The sequence below is a fragment of the Streptomyces sp. NBC_00846 genome (genome assembly GCF_045207325.1).
GTDB lineage: Bacteria > Actinomycetota > Actinomycetes > Streptomycetales > Streptomycetaceae > Streptomyces.
The window spans coordinates 7,753,580-7,774,693 of record NZ_CP108846.1 but is presented as its reverse complement, the minus strand read 5'-3'; the positions used below and the strand labels follow the sequence as shown (position 1 = coordinate 7,774,693).

Below are 21,114 nucleotides of genomic sequence, written 5' to 3'. Positions count from 1 at the left end.
TTCCGCCTGCTGGAGGAGGTGGCGGAGGTCTCCCCCACCTCCTCCCCACCGGAGTTCACGGCCCCGTACTACGCCCCGCCCGGTGTCACTGCGCGACGTCCGGACGGGCCGGAAGGCTGTCCATGAACGAGCTGACGGAGAAGACGGCGCGACCGGGTCCGGGCGGGCCGTAGCCGGGAGGTGAGCTGAGCCCGTACTCCTCCATCGTTGCGCGGTAGGCGTCCAGCAGGCGGATGTGGTACTCCAGCGGCGCTCCGTCCGGGTTGGTCTTCCCGAGTGGGGTGGTGGGCTCGGGGCACCATGTGGTGAAGCGCGGCGTGATGCCGTGCGACATGAAGAACCGCAGGCCTTCGGTGGTCGATTCGATGGCCTCGTTCACCGTGGTGAAGCCGAAGGGTTCGGCCATCTCCACGCCCGCCACGAAGTTGGGGATGACATTGCGGGGGCCGAAGACCTCGGCGGAGTCCAGAATGCGGCGGTGCCACTCGTCACGGCCCACGTAACGCTCCTTGCCGGGGCAGTAGAGCTCGAACAGCCGACGGTCCCACACCTCGTAGTTGGGGTGGTAGATCTGGACGCCGTAGTCGTGGAAGCGCTGCACATCGGCCTTGGGCAGGGCCTGGGCGACCACCTTGCCGATCCAGCGGCCGGGGAAGCGCTCCTCGATGGCCTTCGCGTACTGGCCGTAGAAATCCGCCTCGTCGCGGCCGCCGATGTGGGAGGTGATGGCGCCCCCGGTGAGGGTGTAGGCGGTCGACGTCTTGACTGTGTCGTACTTGTCGATAATGGCCAGTGCCTCCAGGACCTCCTCTACCGGCTTCACACCGGTGTACGGGCGTCCCGCCGCCTTGTGCTGGCGCCAGTTGTGGTTGATGTCGCAGTACTGGCACTCCTCCTTCGCCCCGAAGTACTGGCAGACCCGGAAGACCGTCAGATAGACGAGGTAGCCCCACTGGATGGTGGGCGCGACCTCCATCACGGACTTGCCGTTCTCAAGGGTGTGCCGGTAGTAGTCCGGCATCGGCGGCAGGCCGACGTCGGAGATCCGTCGGCCGTCGAGGTACAGCCCGAGTACGCCGTCGCCGTCGGCAGCGACGCGGTACGGGGACGCGGGGTTGACCCGAACCGACACCACGGTCCGGCGCAGCTCGTACGGGCCACCGGTGAGGACGATCTCCTCCGGCGGGCGGCGGAGCGCGGCCGCGCCGAGCTCGGGGAGTGTGCCGTGGTCGAACGAGAAGATGAAGTACGACTTCGGCTTGACGTCACCGCCCTCGTTGTCGCTGAGCGCGGACTCGTCGAACGCCAATCCGCCTCGCAGGAGATCCTCCTTGATGACGGCTTCCCGGGGCACGTGCGGGAACTGCTCCATGAGCCGCTCGATCAGGCGGGTGCGGCTCCCGTCCGCGCCACTCTCTACGGCGCGGCTCTGATCGGTGCGGCTGCGGTTGGTACTGCTGGGCATGTGCGCGGCTCCTGGGTCCGGTCGTCGGAGGCGTTCCGGGTACGCCTCACTGTCCAACGAACCACGGACGTCTGCGGTGCCCGGGCCGCACCGGCCGATTCGTCCGGGTGCGGTGCGGATGCCGTCCCGACCGTCAGCGGCACGGCCCGGGCCGGGAATTCACCGGTCCCCAGTGAGTGGGCCGGCTGAGCGAGGGCGGCAGTTTCGTCGCCGTATCGCCCCGGGCCGCGTTGAGCTGCGCCTGAGTGAGGAACAGGCTTCCGGTGAAGTCGGCACCGGACAGGTCGGTGTCCCGGAAGTCGGCGCCAATCAGATCGGCCAGGCGCAGATCGGCACCTGTGAGGTCCGCCGCGATGAGGTAGGCGCCCCGCAGGTCGACGCCCCGCAGATCGGCGCCCTTGAGCCTGGCTCCGATGAGGTCGGCGCCGCGGTGGTCGCGCTTCTTCCCGCGGGGCACCGTGGCTCGTACCAGTTCGCTGGTACGGAGCAGGAGGCCCGCGACGTCGTCACGGTGCGAGGCCACGTCCAGGTTCGTGAACGCCTCAGCAGGGAGGCGGGTGAGACGGTCCGTCTCTTCGAGGCCGCGCCGGATCTCGCCGTGGAGGGAGCGTGCCGCGTCCAGGGACAGCGCTTCCGTGAGGTACCAGAGGAGTTCGTGGAGCTGCCGCATGACCGGGAACACCTGGAACATCTGCTCAGCGGTCTGCGGGGACCGCCGCCAGTCCTGCCCGTCGAAGGTTTCACGGGAGACCTTCTGGCCGGCCCCGAAGCAGTCGTACACGGTGCAGCCGGGGAAGCCCTGCGTCCGCAGATCGGTGTGGATACCGCAGCGGAAGTCCTTCTGGAGATTACGGCAGGGCTTACCGGCATCCTTGTTGATCGCGAAGTCCGCGGAACGGGTCAGCGTCAGTGCGACGCAGCACAGTCCGAAACAGTTCGCACAGTCGGCGCGCAACGTGGCGCGGTCGTTGCTGTCGGTGCCGGGGCGTGGGGCGTTGTCGGGCACAGTGCGTGGGTCCTCCGCGATACGGAACTGTCGGACGGTCGACCCTATCCGGATCCGCCACCCGCACACACCGATTTCATGATCAACACCAACAGGTGCCGACCATCGTGGCGCCCCTTTTCGACTTCTCCGCAGGCACCGGACCCGGGGCTGCGCTCCAGGCGCCAAGCGTGCGCGCAACGATGGTGGTGGCCAACATCGCCCATGCCGGGAACGGCAACCTGCACCCGCCGGTCGTCACCCCGCCGGGTGCCGAAGCCGCACGAGCCCGCGCCCAGTCGGCCTTCGAGGACATACTCGACGACGCGATCGCGCTCGGCGGCACCGTAACGGGCGAGCACGGGGTCGGGCTGCTGAAGATGCAAGGCATGGACAAAAAGCTGGGCCCCGCTGTCCTGAGCATGCATCACGCCGTGAAAGCGGCGCTGAACGACACGGCATTCTCAATCCGGGCAAGGTGCTCGACAGGACCGGTCCGTCACCGTCCGACGAAAGCGGCACTCCGGGGGCGTAGCAGAGATCCCGGCTGCGGGCGGCGGTGTCCGGACGGCCCGCGTCCGAGCCAATGTCAGTGGGACGACGCACACTGGCAGCAGTACGGCACGGCGAAGGAGACGTTGATGGGCACCGGGCACGAGACCGGCTTCGAACCAGCCACCGGGGACGGCCCGCCGGCTTCGGCACCGGACGGAAGCCGGGCCGCTGCGGTACGGACGGCGTTCGAGGGCCTGCTGCAGATCCGGCGACTGACGAACACCGGACACACAAGTCCGGAGGGCGTGCCCGCACAGTGGGAGATTCACCAACCGATACGGGCCGTCGCCCTGGCCCTGGAAGCATCGGGCCTGGCCGCCTCGGCTGTTGACGGCTCGGGCGTGCGTACGGTGACCGGGTACCGTCTGATGCCCTGCGATGCGCCGGGCAGCGTGAGGGTCGAGTGGCTCGGTCCGCCCGGCAGCGGAGCCGCGCATGCGGAGGAGGCCGAGCTGCCCCGGTGCGCCGCTGTGCTGCGGGAGTTGGGCTGGACGGTACTGCTGTACCGCGGGCCGCGGCGCAGAAGATTCCTGGAGGTCGAACCACCGGCCGGTGTCCGACGGCCGAACGACGGCTAGCCAACGGCCCGGGACGCCGTGGGAGCTCATTGTCAGACCCATGGGGGATGCTGGTGGGTCCGACACCTCTGACCGGGAGATGCTGAGATGCGCAATGACGAACTCGCCGCGGCCCAGGCGTATATCCGACTGCTGGAGGCCACTCGGGCGGCGCTGACGGAGCCTGGCGAAGTTCCCGTGCATGTGCCCTTGCTCACCTCGCCGATCGCGGAGGCGGACGTCGCACTTGAGCGTGCGGGGCTCTGCGGCAATGAGTCCCGGTTCTTCGATCTCGTGCGCTCGCTCCAGCCGCGCATGTCCGGCAGCGGTCGCTGACCGGACCTGCTGAAGAGCATCGTACGATCGCGGCGCGCTCCATCGCCGGGCGGACCGAACCGGGCAGGTCCGCTCGGCCGTCGATCTGTCGGCCGTCGATCCGCGAGCCGGCGGATCTGCGGTCGTGCGGTCGTCGCGCCGCCGCTCTCCACCTCGTTGCTCAGATCCGCCACCATGCTCGGAACGAGTCGGCGGGCCGGGCTCTCCCGGCCCGCACTGCATCGCCCGCCCCACGGCTACACCTGCTCTCGGACGCACCCGTACACGTGCCCGTACCCAGCACGGTGAATTGATTCAAACCGCCGAGAGAACTCAGCCCGTCGCTTGACTGGGCGACTCGTCGCGCAGACCCAGGAAAGGACTTCAAGGCCGCGGCCGACCTTCTCGGCATCCCGTTCCGCACCGTGACCGGCCCCAACGACCGCTGAGAGGCTTCCGACCCCGATCCACCCAACCCTGTCCCGTATGCCCCGGTTCGCCGCTATGCCTCAATCCGTCGTTCGGGAAGCGGCAGCCAAGCCGAGCTCGCGGTCGCCCAGCGGCGCGAAGAAGAGCGCCACGTCGGCCTCGGTGACATCGGCCAAGTCCGCCGGGTTCCACTGCGGATTGCGGTCCTTGTCGATGATCTGGGCACGCACGCCTTCCACCAGGTCGGGCCTGGTGAAGGCGGTGCACGAAGTCCTGTACTCCTGGTCGAGCCCCTCCTCCAGGCTGCCGAGCCTGCGGGCCCTGCGCAGCGCGGCGAGGGTCACCTTGAGCGCGGTGGGCGACTTGGCCAGGATCGTTTCGGCGGCCTCCTTGGCGGCGGGAACACCGCTGGTGCCGAGCCGGTCGAGGATCTCCTCGACGGAGTCGGACCGGTAGCAGGAATCGATCCACTCGCGGTGCTCCGCCAGTTCACCGCCGGGCGCGGGTGAGGCGAACTGCCGTACGGTCTCCTCGACCTCGGCTGCCGTGCCGCAGGCGGCGAGGGCCGTGGTGAGCCCGGCAAGGCGGTGGAACGGTACGAAGTGGTCGGCGAGTCCGCACAGCAGTGCGTCAGCCGCGCCGACCGCGTCCGCGGTGAGTGCCAGATGGGTGCCGAGTTCACCGGGTGCGGTGCTGAGCAGGTGCGTCCCGCCCACATCGGGGACGAAGCCGATTCCCGTCTCCGGCATCGCGACGCGCGAGCGCTCGGTGACGATACGGACGTCACCGTGGGCCGAGACACCGACACCGCCGCCCATGACGATGCCGTCCATGACCGCGACGTACGGCTTGGGGAACCGGGCGATACGGGCGTTGAGCCGGTACTCGTCACGCCAGAAGTCCACCGATGTGCCGCCGCCCGAGCGGGCGTCCTCGTAGATCGAACGGATGTCGCCGCCCGCACAGAGGCCGCGCTCCCCCGCGCCGGTGATCAGGACCGCGGTGACGTCGTCGTCGACCTCGGCTTCGCCGAGCGCTTCGTCCATGCGCAGCACCATGGCGTGATTCAGCGCGTTGAGGGCGCGCGGGCGGTTGAGCGTGATGTGCCGGATACGTCCCTCGGTGCGCAGCAGAACGGGATCCTCGTAAGTCATCAATACGCTCCGGTCAGCCCCTGTGCCCTATCGCCCGCCCATCGCGGACGATCTTCCGTTGCCATTCTGCGGGGCGGGTCCCGGGCTCGGGCAGCAGGGGTGGGGGTGAGGGCGCAGAAGGATAGGAGCGCAGAAGGGTGTGGCTCCCCGCGAGCGGGGAGCCACCTCGACCGGTGGTCCCGGCACATTCCTGTGCGGGGACCATTGGTCTACGTCAGTGCTGTGCGGTGCGACGCTTGCGCACGGACCACATGATGCCGCCACCGGCCAGCAGGACGGCCACAGCCGCTCCGCCGATGATCGGGGTGGCGGACGAGGAACCCGTCTCGGCCAGGTCCGGCGAGCTGGGGCTCGGGGAAGCCGCTGCCGGGGCGGACTCCGAAGGCGCCTCGCTGGGCGTAGCGCTCTCGACGGGCGCCTCCGAGGAGGGGGCCTCCGACGGCGTGGCCTCGGACGGCGCAGGTGACGGGGTGCCTTCGGACGGCTCGGGTGACGGGGTGGTGCCCTCGCACACGGGCGCCTGCTTGGTTTCGTCGCGCGAGAACTTGTCACCGTCGCCGGCCTTGACGACGAGATGGACCGTCAGTTCCTTGTCGTGCTTGGGCAGCTCGAGCTTCTTGTGGAACTCCTTGCCGAAGGTCTGGGTGGGCAGGAGGTTCTCGCCGTCGACTGTGACAGTCACCTCATTGGTGACGTTGCCGTTGTAGGCGGTCAAGTCAAGGCTCACATCAGTACAAGTCACGGCCCAGGTGGGAGTGTGAGCTGCGGCCGGGCCGGCGGTGAGGACCGTGCCGGTAAGGCCGACCACCGCTGCGGCCGCGAGTGTCCCCGCAGCACGCAACGATCTCCTGGGTATGGTCATGAATTCTTCCTCCGCATATGTTTCATCGCCCGAATGGCGGTGGGGCGCACAGTACTGCCCGTAACGACTACGTGCGCGACCGCCCCACGGAGCATCCGAAGTCACAACTGAACGCACGTCGGCACTGGTTGGGACATGACGGACACGGCGCGAAGAGAGCGGAGCAAGTCTTGGCCGAAACCCTTTCCGAAACTCAGCCGGTCGAGGCGGTCAGGTCGGATACTCGGCAGGTTCCCTGAGGCGGCAGTGGGTCAGAGACGGCAGTGCATGATGTGCAGTCCGACGAAGCCCTGTTTCGGATGGTTGAACCCCTCGGGCAGCGTGCCGAGGACTTCGAATCCGAGCGAGCGGTAGAGCCGGACAGCGTGGATGTTCGTCTCCACCACGGCGTTGAACTGCATGGCCCGGAACCCCGATGCGCGAGCCCAGTCCAGTGTGTACGCACACAGGGCCCGGCCCACACCCTGCCCGGAATGCTCGGGGTCGACCATGTAGCTGGCGCTGGCAATGTGCGCGCCGTTGCCCATGTGGTTGTTGTTCATCTTCGCCGTGCCGAGGACCGCCCCGTCGTCGTCGACCGCGACGACCGTGCGGTTCGGTGACTTGAGGAGCCACCAGGAGCGGGCCTCGTACTCATCGAGGTCGAGCGGATAGGTGAACGTCTCGCCCGCGGCGACGATTTCATGGAAGAACGGCCAGATGCCTGCCCAGTCACCGACTGTGGCTTCCCTGATCAGCATGTGGGTCAGAATGCCGGTGCCGTTCTCCCCGTGCCAATAGTTTTCAGCAAGGACGTCGGGATGGGCGCCCCCGCAGCCCAAACCGGGCGAGCAGCCGGAGTGCGGCTTCCGGCACCGCTGTCGGCTCAGGCCCAGGATCCGGAGCCGGATCACGCACCTGAGCACAATCGCGTACAGGAACGACGGTGGGCGCGGGTTCGGGCGCCGGACCGGGATCGAACGCCAGGGCGGGTTCGGAGGCCGAACCGACCGAAGCGGGCTCTCCCTCGGTGACGAGCTCTTCCTGAACTCGGAGTCCTGGCCCGACTCGGAGTTCAGGCTCGACTCGGAGTTCCGGGTCATCACGGAACCCTGGCTCGACTCGGAGTTCAGGGTCAACACCGGGTTCACGCTCGCCACGGAGTTCGGGCTCAACACCGCGTTCTACCCCGGTGCCGCCTTCGGATTCCGGTCCTCGCTCACTCTCGATCTCAGGTCGGCGATCGCGCCCAGGGCCGGGGCGAGGGCGCCACTCGTCGCCCGGACGCGGAGCCGGACGGACCTCCCTCGCGTTGTCCAGCTCCGTGATCAGACCGACGCGCCGCCACAACATCTCGTCCGGTTCGTCGGCCTGCATCAGGCGCGCCATGGTCTCCCGCGCGGCGGGCGACGCCGTTGGCCCGCAGACCGGTTCGGAGCCGATCCTGGCGAGGTAGACACGCTCGTACGGATCGTCGACCACCTCCGCCAACTGCACCGGGTCCAGTGCGCCCGCGAGCACGGCCGCGCGGGCCCAGGGGTCGTCCGTGCGGCTCAGCAGCCGTTCGATCCGGAGTGAGCGCCACTCACGCGCACGGTGGTCGACGCCTCCGTCAAGCCGGCTACGCACCCAGGCCGGACTCTTCCCCACCAGGAGGTGAGGTTCCCGGGCGGCGAACCCTGCGAGCTCCTCGGCGAGATAGAGCCAGACCACCGCCCGGTACCGGTTGAGATAGAACGCGATCGGAGGGAGGCAACCCGCGCGGGCCAGCTTGGTGAAACGGTCGGGGCTGATCCCGAGCAGTCGGGCCCCTTCCGCCGTCCCAACCGTACGCACCCGCTCCCGCAACGCTTCCGGGAACCCGTCCTGCGCCCGCAGCCGGTCGACCTCCTCCCTGCGGACCCTCGCCCTTCCACCACCACCTTGCCGCACCAGCACCCGGACCAGACCCACATGCGCGGCAATGGCGAACTCGCCGCGCTTCAGCTGGAGTTCCCGGGCTGCCGTGCCCACGGCCATCGTGCTCTCAGTATCCGTGCACAGAGATTCGGTGACAGTCATGATGCTCTCCCCCGCGAGGCTCAATTACTCTCTGTGAGCACATTAACCCGGGAGAGACACCGTTCATCCGGCCTGTGGATAACTCCCGCGACCGGTCAGGGCTGGTTGGCGCCGTCACTCCCCGCCTGCCGCGCGGCGACACCGAGGTGCTCCCCGACCCTGTTCACGAGCAACGTCATCTCGTACGCGACCTGACCGACATCGGCCTCGGCCTCGCTGAGCACGCACAGACAACTGCCCTCACCCGCGGCCGTCACGAAGAGCAGCGCCTCGTCGAATTCCACCATGGTCTGCCGGGCCCTCCCGGCCCGGAAATGGCGTCCCGATCCACGAGCGAGGCTGTGCAGCCCGGACGAGACCGCGGCGAGATGCTCCGCGTCCTCGCGCGCCAGCCCCGAACTCGCTCCGGTCACCAGTCCGTCGTTCGACAGCACCAACGCGTGCCGTATGTACTCGACCCTGCCCGTGAGATCGTCAAGGAGCCAGTCAAGTCCCCTGTCCAGCGCCATATCCCCGCTCCTCCCCGCTCATACGTTCCCCGTGCCCCACGTTTCGCGTAAGCCTTGCGCACGGGTCACGTACGGGCAAGCGGTCCTCCGTCATGTGGCCGGGTCCTGGCCCTGTGGCGTGCGAGGGAAGCGTGCCGGGAGGGTCAGCTCACCGAGTCGAGGAGCCGGGCCGCGTGCATCCGCCCGGCGTACTCGACCATGCGGATCAGGACTTCCTTGCCCGAGTCCCGGTCGCGCGCGTCGCACAGGACGACGGGCGTACCGAGGTCGAGATCGAGGGCACGGGACACGTCGCGTTCACCGTATGCGCGGGCGCCCGCGAAACAGTTGACCGCGACGACGAAGGGGATGCGCCGGTGCTCGAAGTAGTCGACGGCCGGGAAACAGTCCTCCAGACGACGGGTGTCGGCGAGGACCACGGCCCCGAGGGCTCCCTGGGACAGTTCGTCCCACAGGAACCAGAAACGGTCCTGCCCTGGTGTGCCGAACAGATAGAGCGAGAGGCCGGACCGGATGGTGATGCGTCCGAAATCCATGGCAACAGTGGTCGTGGTCTTCTGATCGACCCCGTCGGTGTCGTCGACCGACTGCCCCGCCTCGCTGAGAAGTTCCTCGGTCCGCAGCGGCCGGATTTCGCTGACCGCGCCGACCAGCGTCGTCTTACCGACTCCGAAGCCTCCGGCGACCAATATCTTGAGCGCGAGAGCCTCGGTCTCCCCGCCCTCCCCGGCCATCTCCCCGTGACTGTTGTCAGCGTGCTCGGAAAGCATCGATCACTTCTCTCACCAGTGAGCCCCAAGACACCGAATGCTCAGCCAGAGCTGTCTTGAAAGGCTCGGATTCCGTAGACCGTCAGCATGAATACGTAGACATGAACACGTCGGCGTGGCTACGTCGACGGCGACTACGGCGACAGCATGGCAAACGAGCACCTGCCCCTGGGGAATGGGATCGCTTTTTTAGCGAGGTGACCGTTTCCCACTCACTCCCTGATCGGATGAGTCCGCAACCGGCTGAATCCAGCCACCGATGCGTCTGTCCGTCTGTCCGAGCGCGCCTGTGGTTCCCGCGTTCCCCTTCATAAGTGCACGGGCCCGCACACATGGGTCGCGCGCCCCGGGAGTACGGGCCCGCGGCCCCCGATCGCCCGGCGCCTACACTGGGGACCTCGGGTGCGGGAAGCAGCCCCCGCGGACAGGGAGAGCAAGAGTGTCGACAGCTGCCGGCGGCGGTTTCGAGGATCCGCCCGCGGAGGTACTGGTGGAGGCGGCTGCCGCCTTCGGCCTGCTCGCGACGCCTGCGCGGCTGCACATCGTGTGGGCCCTGTCCCAGGGCGAGAGCGATGTCACCGGCCTCGCCGACCGGGTGGGCGGCACCCTTCCCTCGGTGAGCCAGCATTTGACCAAGTTGAAACTGGCCGGTCTCGTACGGTCACGGCGCGAGGGCCGCCGACAGGTGTACCTGGTCGACGACCCCGATGTGGTGACGGTGGTACGGCTGATGGTCGGCCAGCTCACCGAACGCGCCGGACACACGCCCGAGCAGCCCGTACGCCTCCGTGGGCTCGGTGCCTGAGAGCAGCGCCGCCGCAGGTTCCGGCAGCACCGCGCCCGACCGCTCGTCCGCCGTCGTCGTGCCGATAGCGGGCGCGGCGGCCGCACGGAGCGCCTCCGCCGACATCGCGCCACCCACGTCGCCGAGCGCCGCACCGACCTCCTTGCAGGTGCTCCGCTCGCTGGACAGCGGGCCACGAGGGCTGCTGGAGGGGCAGGCGGAGGAACGGCTGGCGCAGTTCGGCGAGAACATCCTGCCGGCCTGGCGCCCGGTCTCCTGGCCCCGCCGTTTCCTTCGCAGCCTGCGGGATCCGTTCACCTCGGTGCTCCTCTGTCTCGGCCTGGTCTCGGCAGCGGTGGCCTCGTGGGGCACGGCGTCGGTGACTCTGGTGCTCGTGGTCGTCAGCTGTCTGCTGCGTTCCGCGGAGGAGCATCGGGCCGACCGTTCGACGGCTGCCCTGCGGGAGCTGGTGGCTACCACCGCGACGGTGCTGCGCCGGACCGGCCCGGATGACGCGCCACAGCCACGTGAGCTGCCGGTCGGGGAGCTGGTGCCGGGCGATGTGATCAGGCTCGGCCCGGGGGATCTCGTACCCGCCGATGTGCGGCTGCTGCGCGCGAGCGGCCTGACCGTACACCAGTCGGCCCTCACCGGTGAGTCGGCGCCGGTCTCCAAACAACCCGTCGACACGCCGGACCGGTACCTCACGGCCGACGCCGGGCCCGTCGGCGGGGCCGGGCCGTTCGGGCGACCGGAGCTGTGTTTCCAGGGCAGCAGCGTGGCCTCCGGCAGCGGGACGGCGGTGGTGACGGCCACGGGTGCCGACACCCGGTTCGCCGCCACGTACGACGGTTCCGCCGGCCGCCGCGGCACGAGCGCCTTCGACCGTTCGGTGCAGGGGATCTCCTGGACGCTGATCCGGTTCATGCTGCTCACCCCGCCGCTGGTGCTGATGGCCAACGCGGCACTGCGCGGCCGCGGTCTGGAGACGCTGCCGTTCGCCGTAGCGGTGGCCGTCGGGCTGACCCCCGAAATGCTGCCGGTGATCGTCACTACGGCGCTGGCCAGAGGCGCTTCGCTGCTTGCCCGGAACCGTGGGGTGATCGTCAAGCGGCTGCCCGCACTGCACGATCTCGGGGCGATCGATGTGCTGTGTCTGGACAAGACCGGAACGCTCACCCAGGACCGGCCGGTCGTCGAACGGTCACTGAACGGAGCGGACCGGTCCGATCCCGAGGTGCTGCACTGGGCCGGGGTCAACGCCCTGTGGACACTGCAGCTCGCCGATCTGCCCGCCCCCGACGCACTCGACGAGGCGGTTCTGGACGCGGCCGAAGACCAGGAGGAGGCACTGTCCGCGTACGACGGAGTGGCCGCGCTGCCGTTCGATCCGGTGCGGCGCCTCGCCACCGCGGTCGTCCGCAGCCCCGGCCGGCTCGGTACGCACACCCTCGTGACGAAGGGGGCGGTGGAAGCGGTGCTCGACCGGTGCGCCCTCGACGATGCCGAACGGGACCGGCTGAAGGCCCTGGCCGCGCGTGAGGCGGGGAACGGTCTGCGGCTGCTCGCGGTAGCCCGTACCGAACGGCCCGCCCGGCTCGGTCCGTACACGACGGCCGACGAACGGGGGCTGGCCTTTCTCGGCTTTGTCACTCTGCGGGACGCGCTCACCCCGAGCGCGGCGGAAGCGCTGGCTGTGCTGGGGCACCGGGGCATTGCCGTGAAGGTCCTCAGCGGTGACGATCCAGGGACCGTCGCCCGCGCCTGCCGGGATCTGGGCCTCGACCCGGGCGAGGTCCTCTCCGCGGAACGGATCGACGCACTGTCGGACGGGCAACTCGCGCAGGCCGCCGACCGGGCCACGGTCTTCGCCCGCTGCACGCCCGAGCACAAGGCCCGGATCGTCTCCGCGCTGCGCGGCTTCGGGCACACCACCGGATTCCTCGGCGACGGCGTCAACGATCTGCCCGCGATGCACGCGGCCGATGTCGGCATCTGCCCGCGCAACGCGGTCGATGTGGCGCGGGAGACCGCCGATGTGGTGCTGGCGGAAAAGGATCTCGTGGCGATCGACCACGCGATCACGGCGGGCCGGCACTGCAGCGGGAACATCGCCACGTATCTGCGCATCACGCTCTCGTCGAACCTCGGCAACGTCATCGCGATGCTCGCCGCGGGGCTGATGCTGCCGTTTCTGCCGATGCTTCCGGCACAGGTCCTGGTGCAGAACCTGTGCTTCGACGTGGCACAGCTCGCCTTCGCTTTCGACCGGCCCGCACCGTCGGTGCTGCGGCGGCCCACGGTGTTGCGTCCTCGCGACTTCCTCCGCTTCATCACGGGTTTCGGTCTGCTGAACGCCACCGCCGACCTGGCGACGTTCGCCGTGCTGGCCTTCGCACTGCACGGCTCGGCGACGGAGGGCGGGCAGGAGGCCTTTCACTCCGGATGGTTCACCGAGAACCTCCTCACCCAGGCTCTGGTGATGCTGCTGCTGCGTTCCGGCCGTCGCACGGCCGAGGATCGCAGCGGTGGTCCACTGCGCGCGGCCGCGTCGGGTCTTGCCGTGGTCGGACTTTTGCTGCCGCTCACCCCGCTCGGCCCGCTGCTCGGCATGAGCGCCCTGCCGCCGCTCTACTACCTGTTGCTCGCCACGGTCCTGGCCCTGTACGCCTACGGGCTGTGGGCCGCCCGTGTCCGCTACGAACGGAAGTGGAGGTACTCATGACCACCTCGCGCGTCGACCACCCGGTCGTCGGCTCCGGTACGGGCATCGACGCGGCGGGCACGTGGTGCGTGCTCGCCGTGCCACGCTCGACGATGTGCCCGCGCTGGTGCGGTTGCGGGGGCTGATGCCGGCCGACATGGGGATGGAGACGGACGGTGCGGATGCCCCGTGGCGGGCGGCCTCGGCGCGGTGGTTCACCGACCGGCTGTGTCATCCCGCCACGTTCGCCGCGTTCCTGGTCGACGATCCCGGGTTCGGCACGGTCGCCAGTGCGGTCGGGACGTGCGACGCGCATGCCCCCAGCCCGGCGAATCCGAGCGGGCTGCCGGGGCGTGTCTCCAACGTCAGCACTGATCCCCGCCGGCGCCGCCGAGGGCATGCGCGTGTCTGCCTCGACGCCCTGCTGTCCTGGTTCCGTGTCGAGGCCGATGTCATGGTGGTCTGAACGCCACGGCACACGGCGCCGCGCTGTACGCGTCGTACGGCTTCGCGGTTCCCCGTCACGCCACGCTCCGGCTTCGGATGGTCCGGGCACCGCTACGAGCGTCGCGGTGCCGGTTCTGGCGGGCGCTCGTACGGGCGGTCCGCAGACAAGCGATCGTGCTGTTCGGTTCGAACAGGTTGCCGACCACGGCCCGCGCCCTGGGGACACCCATGCCGATCCTGGAGAGTTGAACGAAGGCCGTGAAAGAAACCGATGCGGGTCCTGGGACCGATCCGCACACATGAAACTCCAGCTCGCCGAAGGGGAACACTCCTCGCAGCTTGTTACTTCAGGGATTGCGCAAGCAAGGGAACCATGGGCGCGGCACCGTCGTTGACCCGGGTGACGGCCGAAGAAGCGCTGATCACCGCATCATCGAATCGCTGGACCACTGGATCAATGGAGGAAGTTCATGGGTGTGACCCTGGCCAAGGGTGGCAACGTCTCCTTGTCGAAGGAAGCGCCCGGCCTGACCGCAGTAACGGTCGGCCTGGGCTGGGACGTACGGACGACGACGGGTGCCGATCACGACCTGGACGCGAGCGCGCTGCTGTGCTCGGACGCCGGCAAGGTCCTCTCCGACCTGCACTTCGTCTTCTACAACAACCTGACGAGCCCGGACGGCTCGGTCCAGCACACCGGTGACAACCTGACCGGTGAGGGCGAGGGCGACGACGAGTCCATCAACGTCGATCTTGCGGCTGTCCCGGCCGATGTCGCCAAGGTAGTTTTTCCGGTCTCCATCCATGACGCACAGAGCCGTGGGCAGAGCTTCGGCCAGGTCCGCAACGCGTTCATCCGCGTGGTGAACCGGGCGAACGGCGTCGAGCTGGCTCGCTACGACCTCAGCGAGGACGCCTCGACCGAGACCGCCATGGTCTTCGGCGAGCTGTACCGGCACGGTGCGGAGTGGAAGTTCCGTGCGGTCGGCCAGGGCTACGCCTCGGGCCTGGCCGGTATCGCGTCCGACTACGGCGTCAATGTCTGACCCGGAGGAAGCGTACGGACGTTGAACGCGGTCCGCTCTCCGCTCCCTCCGCCGGGGTGAGGAGAGCGGACCGTGTGGTCCGTGTGCCCGTGGGAACGGTCGCGTCGCCGTCGTGCCCCTACAGGGCCCGCAGACCGTTGATCACCTCACGGAGGATGTGTTCGTCCGGCAGCTGCGCGGGCGGTACGGGGCGGCTGACCCGCACATAGCCGGCTTCGAGGAGATCGCCGAGGAGTACGCGTACGACTCCGACCGGAAGGTCGGCATCGGCGGAGAGTTCCGCGACGGACTGGGTTTCCGACCGGCAGAGCGTGAGCATGGCCCGGTGTTCCGGGCCGAGCAGGGATTCCTCGGAGCTGTCCGGCGCGTTGTCGTCGAGGTTGACGAGTGCGATCAGATCGAACCGCGCGCCGGCGGGGCCGGGTTCGGTCCGGCCACCCGTCACCGCGTACGGGCGGACCAGCGGGCCGGCTTCGGCGTCGTACCACTGGCTGCCGGTGTGTGCGTGCGGGCCCGGGGTCAGCGGGGTGCCTCCAGGCCTCCCGTCGGTCATGGACACGGCCGTCTCCGCCCGCTCAGCCGACGGTCGACGAAGGTGCGGCGAACCGCGGCGGGGTGCGCAGATGCTCTCCGACGCGTTTGACGAGCCGGGCCATCTCGTAGGCGACCAGTCCGATGTCGGCGAAGGCCGTGCTGAGTACCGCGAGACACGATCCGTCGCCCGCCGCGGCGACGAACAGGAAGCCCTCGTCCATCTCGACCATGGTCTGGCGTACGTTCCCGGCGCGGAAATGGCGCCCCGCGCCCTTGGCCAGGCTGTGAAATCCGGAGGCCACCGCGGCGAGATGCTCGGCGTCCTCGCGGCTGAGGGCGTTGGAGGCGCCCATCGCGAGGCCGTCGCCGGAGAGCACGACGGCGTGGCGGACCTCGCCGACCCGTGCCACCAGATCGTCCAGCAGCCAGTCGAGTTCACCCGAGGTGTGACGTCCCCCGGTCCTCTCGTTCGCGATCATGCGTGGTCTCCTTCGCTGCGTGGACGGGGGTCGCCGGTGCCGGGGGTGGTAATGCCGGGGGTGGTGGTACCTGGGCGGGGATCGAAGGTGCCAGGGACGGTGCCGCCGCCGCGCACCCAGCCGTTGCGGTAGGCGGTCATGCGGTGCCGGACCTGCTCGGGGGTGCGCTCCGGGGAGCCACCGTTGTCGTCCGGGGCGCCGCGTGCCGGTTCATCGGGCCTGGGCTCCTCGCGGAGTTGTGGGACGAGGTGGGCCTGGCGCACCCGGCGCGGCAGAGTGCCGTCGTCGGACTGGGCGTCCGTCCGGGCCCCGGACCCGTGCTCGGCCGTGCTCCCCGGACGCCCGCGCAGCGAGGTCACCGAGGCAGCCGGCTCCGTACGGGATTCGAGGGCGGGTACGGGTACCGGCGTGGGAAAGGCGGTGGTCCACGGTCGCACCGCGCGAGGCCCGGATCCGGGTCCGGGTCCGGGTCCGGGTCCGGGTCCGGGTCCGGGTCCAAAGGGCGGGCGGTCCCGGTCGTCCCGGTGCTCGACCGAGGCGTTCCCCGGCGCGGCCGGCTCCTCGGCCGCCGGCAGCGCGCTCTGCAGCAGTGATGTGGGGAGCAGAACCACGGCGGTCGTTCCGCCGTACGCGGAGGTGCTCAGCCGGACCTTGATGTGGTGCCGTACGGCGAGCCGGCCGACGACGAAGAGGCCGAGCCGGTCGCTGTCGAAGAGGTCGAGCGCCTCCGCCTGCTCGATGCGCCGGTTCGCCTCGTCGAGGAGTTCGTTGCCCATGCCCAGGCCGCGGTCCTCGATCTCCAGGGCGTAGCCGTTGCCCACGGGTTCTCCGCTGACGCGCACTTTGGTGTGGGGCGGTGAGAACTGTGCGGCGTTCTCGATGAGTTCGGCAAGCAGGTGGGTGAGGTCGGCGACGGCGGTGCCCTTCACGGCGGCGTCGGGCAGTTGGCGTACCTCCACCCGCGCGTAGTCCTCGATCTCGGAGACGGCGGCGCGTACGACGTTCGTCAGCGGTACGGGCATCCGCCAGGCCCGTCCCGGCGCCGCTCCGGACAGGATGATGAGGCTCTCGGCGTGCCGTCGCATCCGGGTGGTGAGGTGGTCGAGCCGGAAGAGGTCGCTCAGCTCGTCCGGGTCGTCGGCCCGGCGCTCCATGCTGTCGAGGAGGTTGAGCTGACGATGGACCAGTACTTGGCTGCGGCGTGCGAGGTTGACGAAGACTCCGGAGATGCCATCGGCGAGTTCGGCCCGTTCGACGGCGGCAATGAGGGCTGCCCGGTGCACGGTACCGAGAGCCTCGCCGACCTGGCCGATCTCGTCGTGGTTGGCCGGGCCCTGCGGCGCCTCGGCCGCGATGTCGAGTTCCTCGCCCGCCCGTAGCCGTCGCATGGCGCGGGGCAGTTTGCGTCGGGCGATCTCCAGGGCGCTGTTGCGGAGGCCGACCAGTTCGACGACGAGCGCGCGGCCGATGCGTACGGAGATCACCAGGGACGCTGCAACGGCGGCGCAGCCGAAGAGAACTGCGGCTCCGGACGGGCTGAGCAGTCCGCGGGCCAGCGGGTTCGCCCGGTCGGCGGCGCGTTGTCCGGCGGTGGTGTCGATCGTGCGCAACTCGCTCCGCACGCGAGCCGCCGCTCGTTCCCAGTCGGTCACGGGCACCGCCTGCGCCGCCCGGCGTCCGGCGGGTGCGGCAAGCACCTTGTCCTCAGCGGCCTGGAGCTGCCGGTACGCGTCCCCGGTGATGAGTTTTTGCCAGGTGGTGCCCTCGGTGGCGGGGAGATCCACACCCGCGGTCTCGGCGAGGGTCCTCCGGGTGGCCACCGCTCCGGTGAACAGACGCAGTTGGCCGTCCTTGAGCGCTCCGGTGCGGGCGGCCGTGGCGAGCAGGGTGTCCTCGCGGGCCAGCATCTCGTCGGCGCGGGCGAGTTCGAGCAGGACGCGGGCGTCGGAGCCGAGTGCGTCGGCCTGGATTCCGGTGAGGGCGCCGGAGACGCCGAAGGCTGCGGAGACGGCCTCGGTGTACTGCTCGTAGACGGTGCGCTCGTCGCCCGCCCCTCTCCTGTCGGTGCGCAGTCGGTGGGTAAGTGCGAGGAACCGGTCGAGCCGGTCGGCGACGGCGGACGGGAGGTTGCCGGTGTCGGCGATGGTGTGGTCGCTGTCCAGACGCAGTGCGGCGAGTGCGGTGTCGGTGCGCCTCACCTGCCGCTCCAGTGCGGCGGCCTGGGCACTGCTGGGGGCAGCGCTCTGCAGCACGGCCGCCCGGCGCTCGCTCTGGAGTGCCGCGACGGCGGTGGATATCGGGGCCCGGACCTCGCCGTCGACCCGCTGCAGCTGGCGCAGGCGTGCCACGTCCTGGGCGGTGGTGACCGTGGCGAAACCCCACAGGGCAAGCAGCGAGACGACCGGCACCATCAGCAGCGAGATGATCTTTGCCCGTACGGTCCTGGGACGCAGCGTCCACCGACCGCGTGGCGCGGATGGGTCGTGTGTCAACAGCAGCCGTGCGTCCTCGGCGCTCTCATCGGCGGGCGACCCCGCGTGTGCGCGGCGTCCACGCGTCGGCGGGGCGGTGGGCCGGGGGGTGGCCGTCGCACCGGTTTCCGGGGTCGTGCGGGGTGGGCGCATGTCCTCCTCGTTCCGGGTCTGGAGCTGGGTGTGTCGCGGGCGCCGGGGCCGGTGGCCGGGTGCACAGGCGCCGGGGGTCGGTGATATCGGGCGCGGTGATGTCACGTCGTGTCGTCGGACCGTGACGTCAAGTGCCGTGGTGTCAGGCGCCGTGGTGTCAGGGCGCAGTGGCGGGCGATGTGTCGCGGTCGCTCGGTCCACCGCGTCGTGGTCGGGGGACGGGGCCCCGCCCGGTGAATCCGTGTGGTGCGTTCCCGGTGGAGTCCGCTTCGGCCGGTCCCGCGGTGCGTTCGGCGTAGACGTAGGCGTCGCGTTCCCTGGCCGTCGGGGAGAGCGCGACGAACGCCGAGGTCAGGAAGAGGTACGAGCCGAGACCGACGGCCAGGGGGAAGATGAACTGCATGGTCGTTGCACCGGCGAGTTCCCTGCCCGAGGGGGTGACCTGCACGGAGACCGCCAGCATTCCGGTGTAGTGCATGCTGCTGACCGCCGCGCCCATGACGAGCGAGGCCAGTGCGACGGCCCGGGTGGACTTGATGTTGAGCGCCGCCCAGAGCGCCGCCGTCGCGGCCACGACAGCGAGGGCGACGGAGAGCGCGACGCGCAGCGGGTCGTAGTGGATCGTGCCGTGCAGGCGGAGCGCCGCCATTCCCAGGTAATGCATGCTGGCGACGCCGAGTCCGGTGGCGAACCCACCGAGCAGCAGTGCCCTGGTCCGGTCGCGGCTGTAGCCGACGGCGAAGACTCCGCCGCCGACCACCACCATGGCGCCGAGCAGGCTGAGGATGGTCAGTCCCACGTTGTAGCGGATGTCGGTGCCGATCACGCCGAACCCGAGCATCGCTACGAAGTGCATCGTCCAGATGCCCGAGCCGATGGCGGACGCGGCCGTGATCAGCCAGTTGCGGCGCGAACGGCCGGTCGTGTCGAGTGCCCGCACGGTGCAGCTCAGTCCGAGTGCGGCGCCGATGCATGCCATCGCGTACGACAGCACAGGTGTCAGCCAGCCGAAGGTGGCGTGGTCCAGGTGTCCCATGAATCGGGGACGCTAGTCGCGGTGGGGGCGCGCACCCGGGGCGCAGTTCGAAAGCTGCTGAAATATGACAGAGAGATGTTCCCCAACGATCACAGGATGCTCGAACATGCACCCCATTTCCCAATGCTTCGCTCTGTTCCACCCCCTCGGCAACTGCGCGATCATGCCCGTATGAACGATGACCACACACACGTCCAGGAGTTCTTCACGGCGCGCGCGGCGGACTGGGACACCCGGTTTCCCGACGACGGGCCTGCCTACGCCTCCGCCGTCGGCACACTCGGGCTGGGTCCCGGTGACGCGGTGCTCGACGCCGGCTGCGGTACGGGCCGGGCACTGCCTGCTCTGCGCGCGGCCGTGGGACCGCGGGGGACGGTCCTGGGCGTGGACCTCACGGCGGCGATGCTGGAGGCGGCGGTACGGGCGGCGCGGAACGGCAGTGGAACTCTGCTCCTCGCCGATGTCGCCCGTCTTCCCTTGCGGTCGCGATCGCTCGACGCGGTGTTCGGGGCCGGGCTGATCTCCCATCTGTCCCGCCCCGGACCGGACCTGACGGAATTGGCGCGAGTGGTCCGGCCGGGAGGACTGCTGGCCCTCTTCCATCCCATCGGGCGGGCCGCTCTGGCAGCGCGCCACGGCCGCCGGATCACGGACGACGATCTGCGCGCCGAGCACAACCTCCGCCCCCTGCTGGCACGTTCGGGCTGGCGGCTCGATACGTACACCGACGAGGACGACCGGTTCCTCGCCCTCTCCGTACGGATGCGCTGACGGTCGAGTGCTCTGCCGCCCTGCTCACTTCCTGAGCGATCGGCTGCCGGCTCGACCGCGCGCTCGGCTCCTCATTCGACCGGGGCGTCGGGGCGTCCGGTGTGCGCGACCGGACAGCCGCGAATGCCCGGGCTGGGGAACGTACCGAGCCCGGCCACCTCGTAGCCGTCCGGGTAGCCCTTGATCTCCGGGTTCTGCCGGGCGTAGTGCGGGGTGGCACGCGGCGGCAGCAGTCGTACGGCCCGTGCCCTCAGCCGCAGGGCGCCGTGGGTGAGGTGTCGGGTCGCGGAGCCCGGTCGTTCGTACCGGAACGCCCGCAGCAGGGAATCGTCGAGAAGCGCGAGGGCCGCTTTCCGCGCGACGGCCGCGAAGGGACGCGGATACCAGGAGCTCATCAGGTCCAAGGTGGCGTCGGAGACGCGGCGCCCCCCTTCGTCCCAGCCGAAGTGCTCGGCCTCGTAGCTGTCGAGGGTGCGCTCGAAATCCTCGTACGTCTCCGGCAGGTCCTTGATGCCCATATGGGCGCCCAGGGTCCGGTAGTAGGCGGCGCACGCCCGCAGTTCGTGGTCGGACAGCCGACGCCAGCCGTAGCTGTCGAGCCACCGCTTCGGAGTGACGACGAAGGTGCACAGCACATAGCGCATGTCGTCGTTGCTGATGTCGTAACTGCCGTGCATCTGATTGATCCGGCGGATGGCCGTGCGCCCCGGGGTGCTCTCGAAGCCATGCTCGACGACCGTGTCGAGGAGGAGCGCGGTGTCGTCGTAGCGCTTCTGCGAACGGTCCGTCAGTTCGCTGGTTTCGGCAAGGAGTCGTCCGATGCTCGGGACGGCATAGGTGCGGTACAGGGCCAGTTCGAGAGCGCGGGTGATGTCCCAGGGAAATTCGTAGGTTGCCGTGATCCGATAGATCCGGAGGAAGTCCCGCTCCGGATCGAGGCGCTGAATTTCGCTCAGCCGGTCGTACCGATTCATCGCGCGCTGCCCCCCTGCCTCGGTCGGTGGTCCGACTCTACGTCGGCGGGGAACATCGTAGGGTGTACGAGCAC

General features: G+C 69.5%; 21 protein-coding genes and 1 pseudogene. 9 read left to right on the top strand and 13 right to left on the bottom strand.

The features are described 5' to 3' along the window. Positions 1 to 85: 85 nt before the first annotated feature. Positions 86 to 1,372, bottom strand: coding sequence for a radical SAM protein (locus OG936_RS35810; protein ID WP_406500762.1), 1,287 nt, complete (start codon positions 1,370 to 1,372; stop codon positions 86 to 88). A gap of 226 nt (positions 1,373 to 1,598) precedes the next feature. Further along, a complete protein-coding gene (locus OG936_RS35805; RefSeq protein WP_406499961.1) occupies positions 1,599 to 2,471 on the bottom strand; it encodes a pentapeptide repeat-containing protein in 873 nt (290 codons plus the stop codon). Positions 2,472 to 2,653: 182 nt separating this feature from the next. Between OG936_RS35805 and OG936_RS35800 the strand changes: the two are divergent. From OG936_RS35800 to OG936_RS35790, 3 genes and pseudogenes are all read left to right on the top strand, one after another. Beyond that, a pseudogene (locus OG936_RS35800) lies at positions 2,654 to 2,985 on the top strand (FAD-linked oxidase C-terminal domain-containing protein); the annotation flags it as partial. A gap of 106 nt (positions 2,986 to 3,091) precedes the next feature. Next, entirely contained in the window at positions 3,092 to 3,583 is a 492-nt protein-coding gene (locus OG936_RS35795) for a hypothetical protein (RefSeq protein WP_406499960.1), read from the top strand. A gap of 87 nt (positions 3,584 to 3,670) precedes the next feature. Further along, on the top strand, positions 3,671 to 3,898 hold the full coding sequence (locus tag OG936_RS35790; protein WP_406499959.1) for a hypothetical protein: 228 nt from the start codon (positions 3,671 to 3,673) through the stop codon (positions 3,896 to 3,898). Between the two features lie 488 nt (positions 3,899 to 4,386). On the opposite strand, the gene OG936_RS35785 is transcribed toward OG936_RS35790, so the two are convergent. From OG936_RS35785 to OG936_RS35760, 6 genes are all read right to left on the bottom strand, one after another. Continuing rightward, positions 4,387 to 5,460 (bottom strand): enoyl-CoA hydratase/isomerase family protein, encoded by a 1,074-nt coding sequence (locus tag OG936_RS35785; protein ID WP_406499958.1) that lies wholly within the window; start codon positions 5,458 to 5,460, stop codon positions 4,387 to 4,389. 214 nt (positions 5,461 to 5,674) lie between these two features. Next, a complete protein-coding gene (locus tag OG936_RS35780; RefSeq protein WP_406499957.1) occupies positions 5,675 to 6,322 on the bottom strand; it encodes an LAETG motif-containing sortase-dependent surface protein in 648 nt (215 codons plus the stop codon). A 251-nt stretch (positions 6,323 to 6,573) separates the two neighbouring features. Further along, the gene (locus tag OG936_RS35775; RefSeq protein ID WP_406499956.1) at positions 6,574 to 7,062 is read right to left on the bottom strand and encodes a GNAT family N-acetyltransferase; all 489 of its coding nucleotides are present in this window, start codon (positions 7,060 to 7,062) and stop codon (positions 6,574 to 6,576) included. Positions 7,063 to 7,105: 43 nt separating this feature from the next. Beyond that, complete coding sequence (locus tag OG936_RS35770; protein ID WP_406499955.1) at positions 7,106 to 8,362, bottom strand: DUF6397 family protein; 1,257 nt, start codon at positions 8,360 to 8,362, stop codon at positions 7,106 to 7,108. Between the two features lie 95 nt (positions 8,363 to 8,457). Then, positions 8,458 to 8,871 carry a roadblock/LC7 domain-containing protein gene (locus tag OG936_RS35765; protein ID WP_383759336.1) on the bottom strand — a complete coding sequence of 138 codons (414 nt, stop codon included), beginning with the start codon at positions 8,869 to 8,871 and terminating at the stop codon, positions 8,458 to 8,460. Positions 8,872 to 9,014: 143 nt separating this feature from the next. Further along, positions 9,015 to 9,641 carry a GTP-binding protein gene (locus OG936_RS35760; protein WP_406499954.1) on the bottom strand — a complete coding sequence of 209 codons (627 nt, stop codon included), beginning with the start codon at positions 9,639 to 9,641 and terminating at the stop codon, positions 9,015 to 9,017. 439 nt (positions 9,642 to 10,080) lie between these two features. On the opposite strand from OG936_RS35760, the gene OG936_RS35755 reads away from it, so the two are divergent. The 5 genes from OG936_RS35755 to OG936_RS35735 all read left to right on the top strand — a co-directional run bounded on the left by OG936_RS35755 (position 10,081) and on the right by OG936_RS35735 (position 14,622). Further along, positions 10,081 to 10,446, top strand: coding sequence for an ArsR/SmtB family transcription factor (locus tag OG936_RS35755; RefSeq protein ID WP_383759332.1), 366 nt, complete (start codon positions 10,081 to 10,083; stop codon positions 10,444 to 10,446). 103 nt (positions 10,447 to 10,549) lie between these two features. Further along, positions 10,550 to 13,150, top strand: a complete 2,601-nt coding sequence (gene mgtA / locus OG936_RS35750; protein WP_406500760.1) for a magnesium-translocating P-type ATPase — start codon at positions 10,550 to 10,552, stop codon at positions 13,148 to 13,150. Further along, complete coding sequence (locus OG936_RS35745; RefSeq protein WP_406499953.1) at positions 13,147 to 13,275, top strand: hypothetical protein; 129 nt, start codon at positions 13,147 to 13,149, stop codon at positions 13,273 to 13,275. Before mgtA ends, OG936_RS35745 begins: the two co-directional genes overlap by 4 nt. Then, positions 13,245 to 13,595 carry a GNAT family N-acetyltransferase gene (locus OG936_RS35740; protein ID WP_406499952.1) on the top strand — a complete coding sequence of 117 codons (351 nt, stop codon included), beginning with the start codon at positions 13,245 to 13,247 and terminating at the stop codon, positions 13,593 to 13,595. The genes OG936_RS35745 and OG936_RS35740 overlap by 31 nt, the downstream gene beginning before the upstream one ends. Positions 13,596 to 14,046: 451 nt before the next feature. Next, positions 14,047 to 14,622, top strand: a complete 576-nt coding sequence (locus OG936_RS35735; protein WP_266751359.1) for a TerD family protein — start codon at positions 14,047 to 14,049, stop codon at positions 14,620 to 14,622. A gap of 118 nt (positions 14,623 to 14,740) precedes the next feature. On the opposite strand, the gene OG936_RS35730 is transcribed toward OG936_RS35735, so the two are convergent. The 4 genes from OG936_RS35730 to OG936_RS35715 all read right to left on the bottom strand — a co-directional run bounded on the left by OG936_RS35730 (position 14,741) and on the right by OG936_RS35715 (position 19,295). Then, on the bottom strand, positions 14,741 to 15,175 hold the full coding sequence (locus OG936_RS35730) for a DUF742 domain-containing protein (RefSeq protein WP_406500758.1): 435 nt from the start codon (positions 15,173 to 15,175) through the stop codon (positions 14,741 to 14,743). A gap of 22 nt (positions 15,176 to 15,197) precedes the next feature. Then, positions 15,198 to 15,635, bottom strand: a complete 438-nt coding sequence (locus tag OG936_RS35725) for a roadblock/LC7 domain-containing protein (RefSeq protein ID WP_406499951.1) — start codon at positions 15,633 to 15,635, stop codon at positions 15,198 to 15,200. Further along, positions 15,632 to 18,259 carry a nitrate- and nitrite sensing domain-containing protein gene (locus tag OG936_RS35720; RefSeq protein ID WP_406499950.1) on the bottom strand — a complete coding sequence of 876 codons (2,628 nt, stop codon included), beginning with the start codon at positions 18,257 to 18,259 and terminating at the stop codon, positions 15,632 to 15,634. Before OG936_RS35720 ends, OG936_RS35725 begins: the two co-directional genes overlap by 4 nt. Positions 18,260 to 18,416: 157 nt before the next feature. After that, the gene (locus OG936_RS35715) at positions 18,417 to 19,295 is read right to left on the bottom strand and encodes an MHYT domain-containing protein (RefSeq protein ID WP_406499949.1); all 879 of its coding nucleotides are present in this window, start codon (positions 19,293 to 19,295) and stop codon (positions 18,417 to 18,419) included. A gap of 171 nt (positions 19,296 to 19,466) precedes the next feature. Here OG936_RS35715 and OG936_RS35710 point away from each other — a divergent pair, with 171 nt between their 5' ends. Further along, entirely contained in the window at positions 19,467 to 20,066 is a 600-nt protein-coding gene (locus tag OG936_RS35710; protein WP_406499948.1) for a class I SAM-dependent methyltransferase, read from the top strand. 71 nt (positions 20,067 to 20,137) lie between these two features. Here the strand turns inward: OG936_RS35710 and OG936_RS35705 are convergent, their stop codons facing one another. After that, positions 20,138 to 21,040, bottom strand: a complete 903-nt coding sequence (locus OG936_RS35705; protein WP_406499947.1) for an oxygenase MpaB family protein — start codon at positions 21,038 to 21,040, stop codon at positions 20,138 to 20,140. Positions 21,041 to 21,114: the final 74 nt, after the last annotated feature.

Excerpts from the sequence above, each read along its gene's own strand:
- OG936_RS35810 (WP_406500762.1), bottom strand. The coding sequence starts at position 1,372 with ATGGAGCAGTTCCCGCACGTGCCCCGGGAAGCCGTCATCAAGGAGGAT.
- OG936_RS35795 (WP_406499960.1), top strand. The coding sequence starts at position 3,092 with ATGGGCACCGGGCACGAGACCGGCTTCGAACCAGCCACCGGGGACGGC.
- OG936_RS35790 (WP_406499959.1), top strand. The coding sequence starts at position 3,671 with ATGCGCAATGACGAACTCGCCGCGGCCCAGGCGTATATCCGACTGCTG.
- OG936_RS35785 (WP_406499958.1), bottom strand. The coding sequence starts at position 5,460 with ATGACTTACGAGGATCCCGTTCTGCTGCGCACCGAGGGACGTATCCGG.
- OG936_RS35780 (WP_406499957.1), bottom strand. The coding sequence starts at position 6,322 with ATGACCATACCCAGGAGATCGTTGCGTGCTGCGGGGACACTCGCGGCC.
- OG936_RS35775 (WP_406499956.1), bottom strand. The coding sequence starts at position 7,062 with ATGCTGATCAGGGAAGCCACAGTCGGTGACTGGGCAGGCATCTGGCCG.
- OG936_RS35770 (WP_406499955.1), bottom strand. The coding sequence starts at position 8,362 with ATGACTGTCACCGAATCTCTGTGCACGGATACTGAGAGCACGATGGCC.
- OG936_RS35765 (WP_383759336.1), bottom strand. The coding sequence starts at position 8,871 with ATGGCGCTGGACAGGGGACTTGACTGGCTCCTTGACGATCTCACGGGC.
- OG936_RS35760 (WP_406499954.1), bottom strand. The coding sequence starts at position 9,641 with ATGCTTTCCGAGCACGCTGACAACAGTCACGGGGAGATGGCCGGGGAG.
- OG936_RS35745 (WP_406499953.1), top strand. The coding sequence starts at position 13,147 with ATGACCACCTCGCGCGTCGACCACCCGGTCGTCGGCTCCGGTACGGGC.
- OG936_RS35735 (WP_266751359.1), top strand. The coding sequence starts at position 14,047 with ATGGGTGTGACCCTGGCCAAGGGTGGCAACGTCTCCTTGTCGAAGGAA.
- OG936_RS35730 (WP_406500758.1), bottom strand. The coding sequence starts at position 15,175 with ATGACCGACGGGAGGCCTGGAGGCACCCCGCTGACCCCGGGCCCGCAC.
- OG936_RS35725 (WP_406499951.1), bottom strand. The coding sequence starts at position 15,635 with ATGATCGCGAACGAGAGGACCGGGGGACGTCACACCTCGGGTGAACTC.
- OG936_RS35720 (WP_406499950.1), bottom strand. The coding sequence starts at position 18,259 with ATGCGCCCACCCCGCACGACCCCGGAAACCGGTGCGACGGCCACCCCC.
- OG936_RS35715 (WP_406499949.1), bottom strand. The coding sequence starts at position 19,295 with ATGGGACACCTGGACCACGCCACCTTCGGCTGGCTGACACCTGTGCTG.
- OG936_RS35710 (WP_406499948.1), top strand. The coding sequence starts at position 19,467 with ATGAACGATGACCACACACACGTCCAGGAGTTCTTCACGGCGCGCGCG.
- OG936_RS35705 (WP_406499947.1), bottom strand. The coding sequence starts at position 21,040 with ATGAATCGGTACGACCGGCTGAGCGAAATTCAGCGCCTCGATCCGGAG.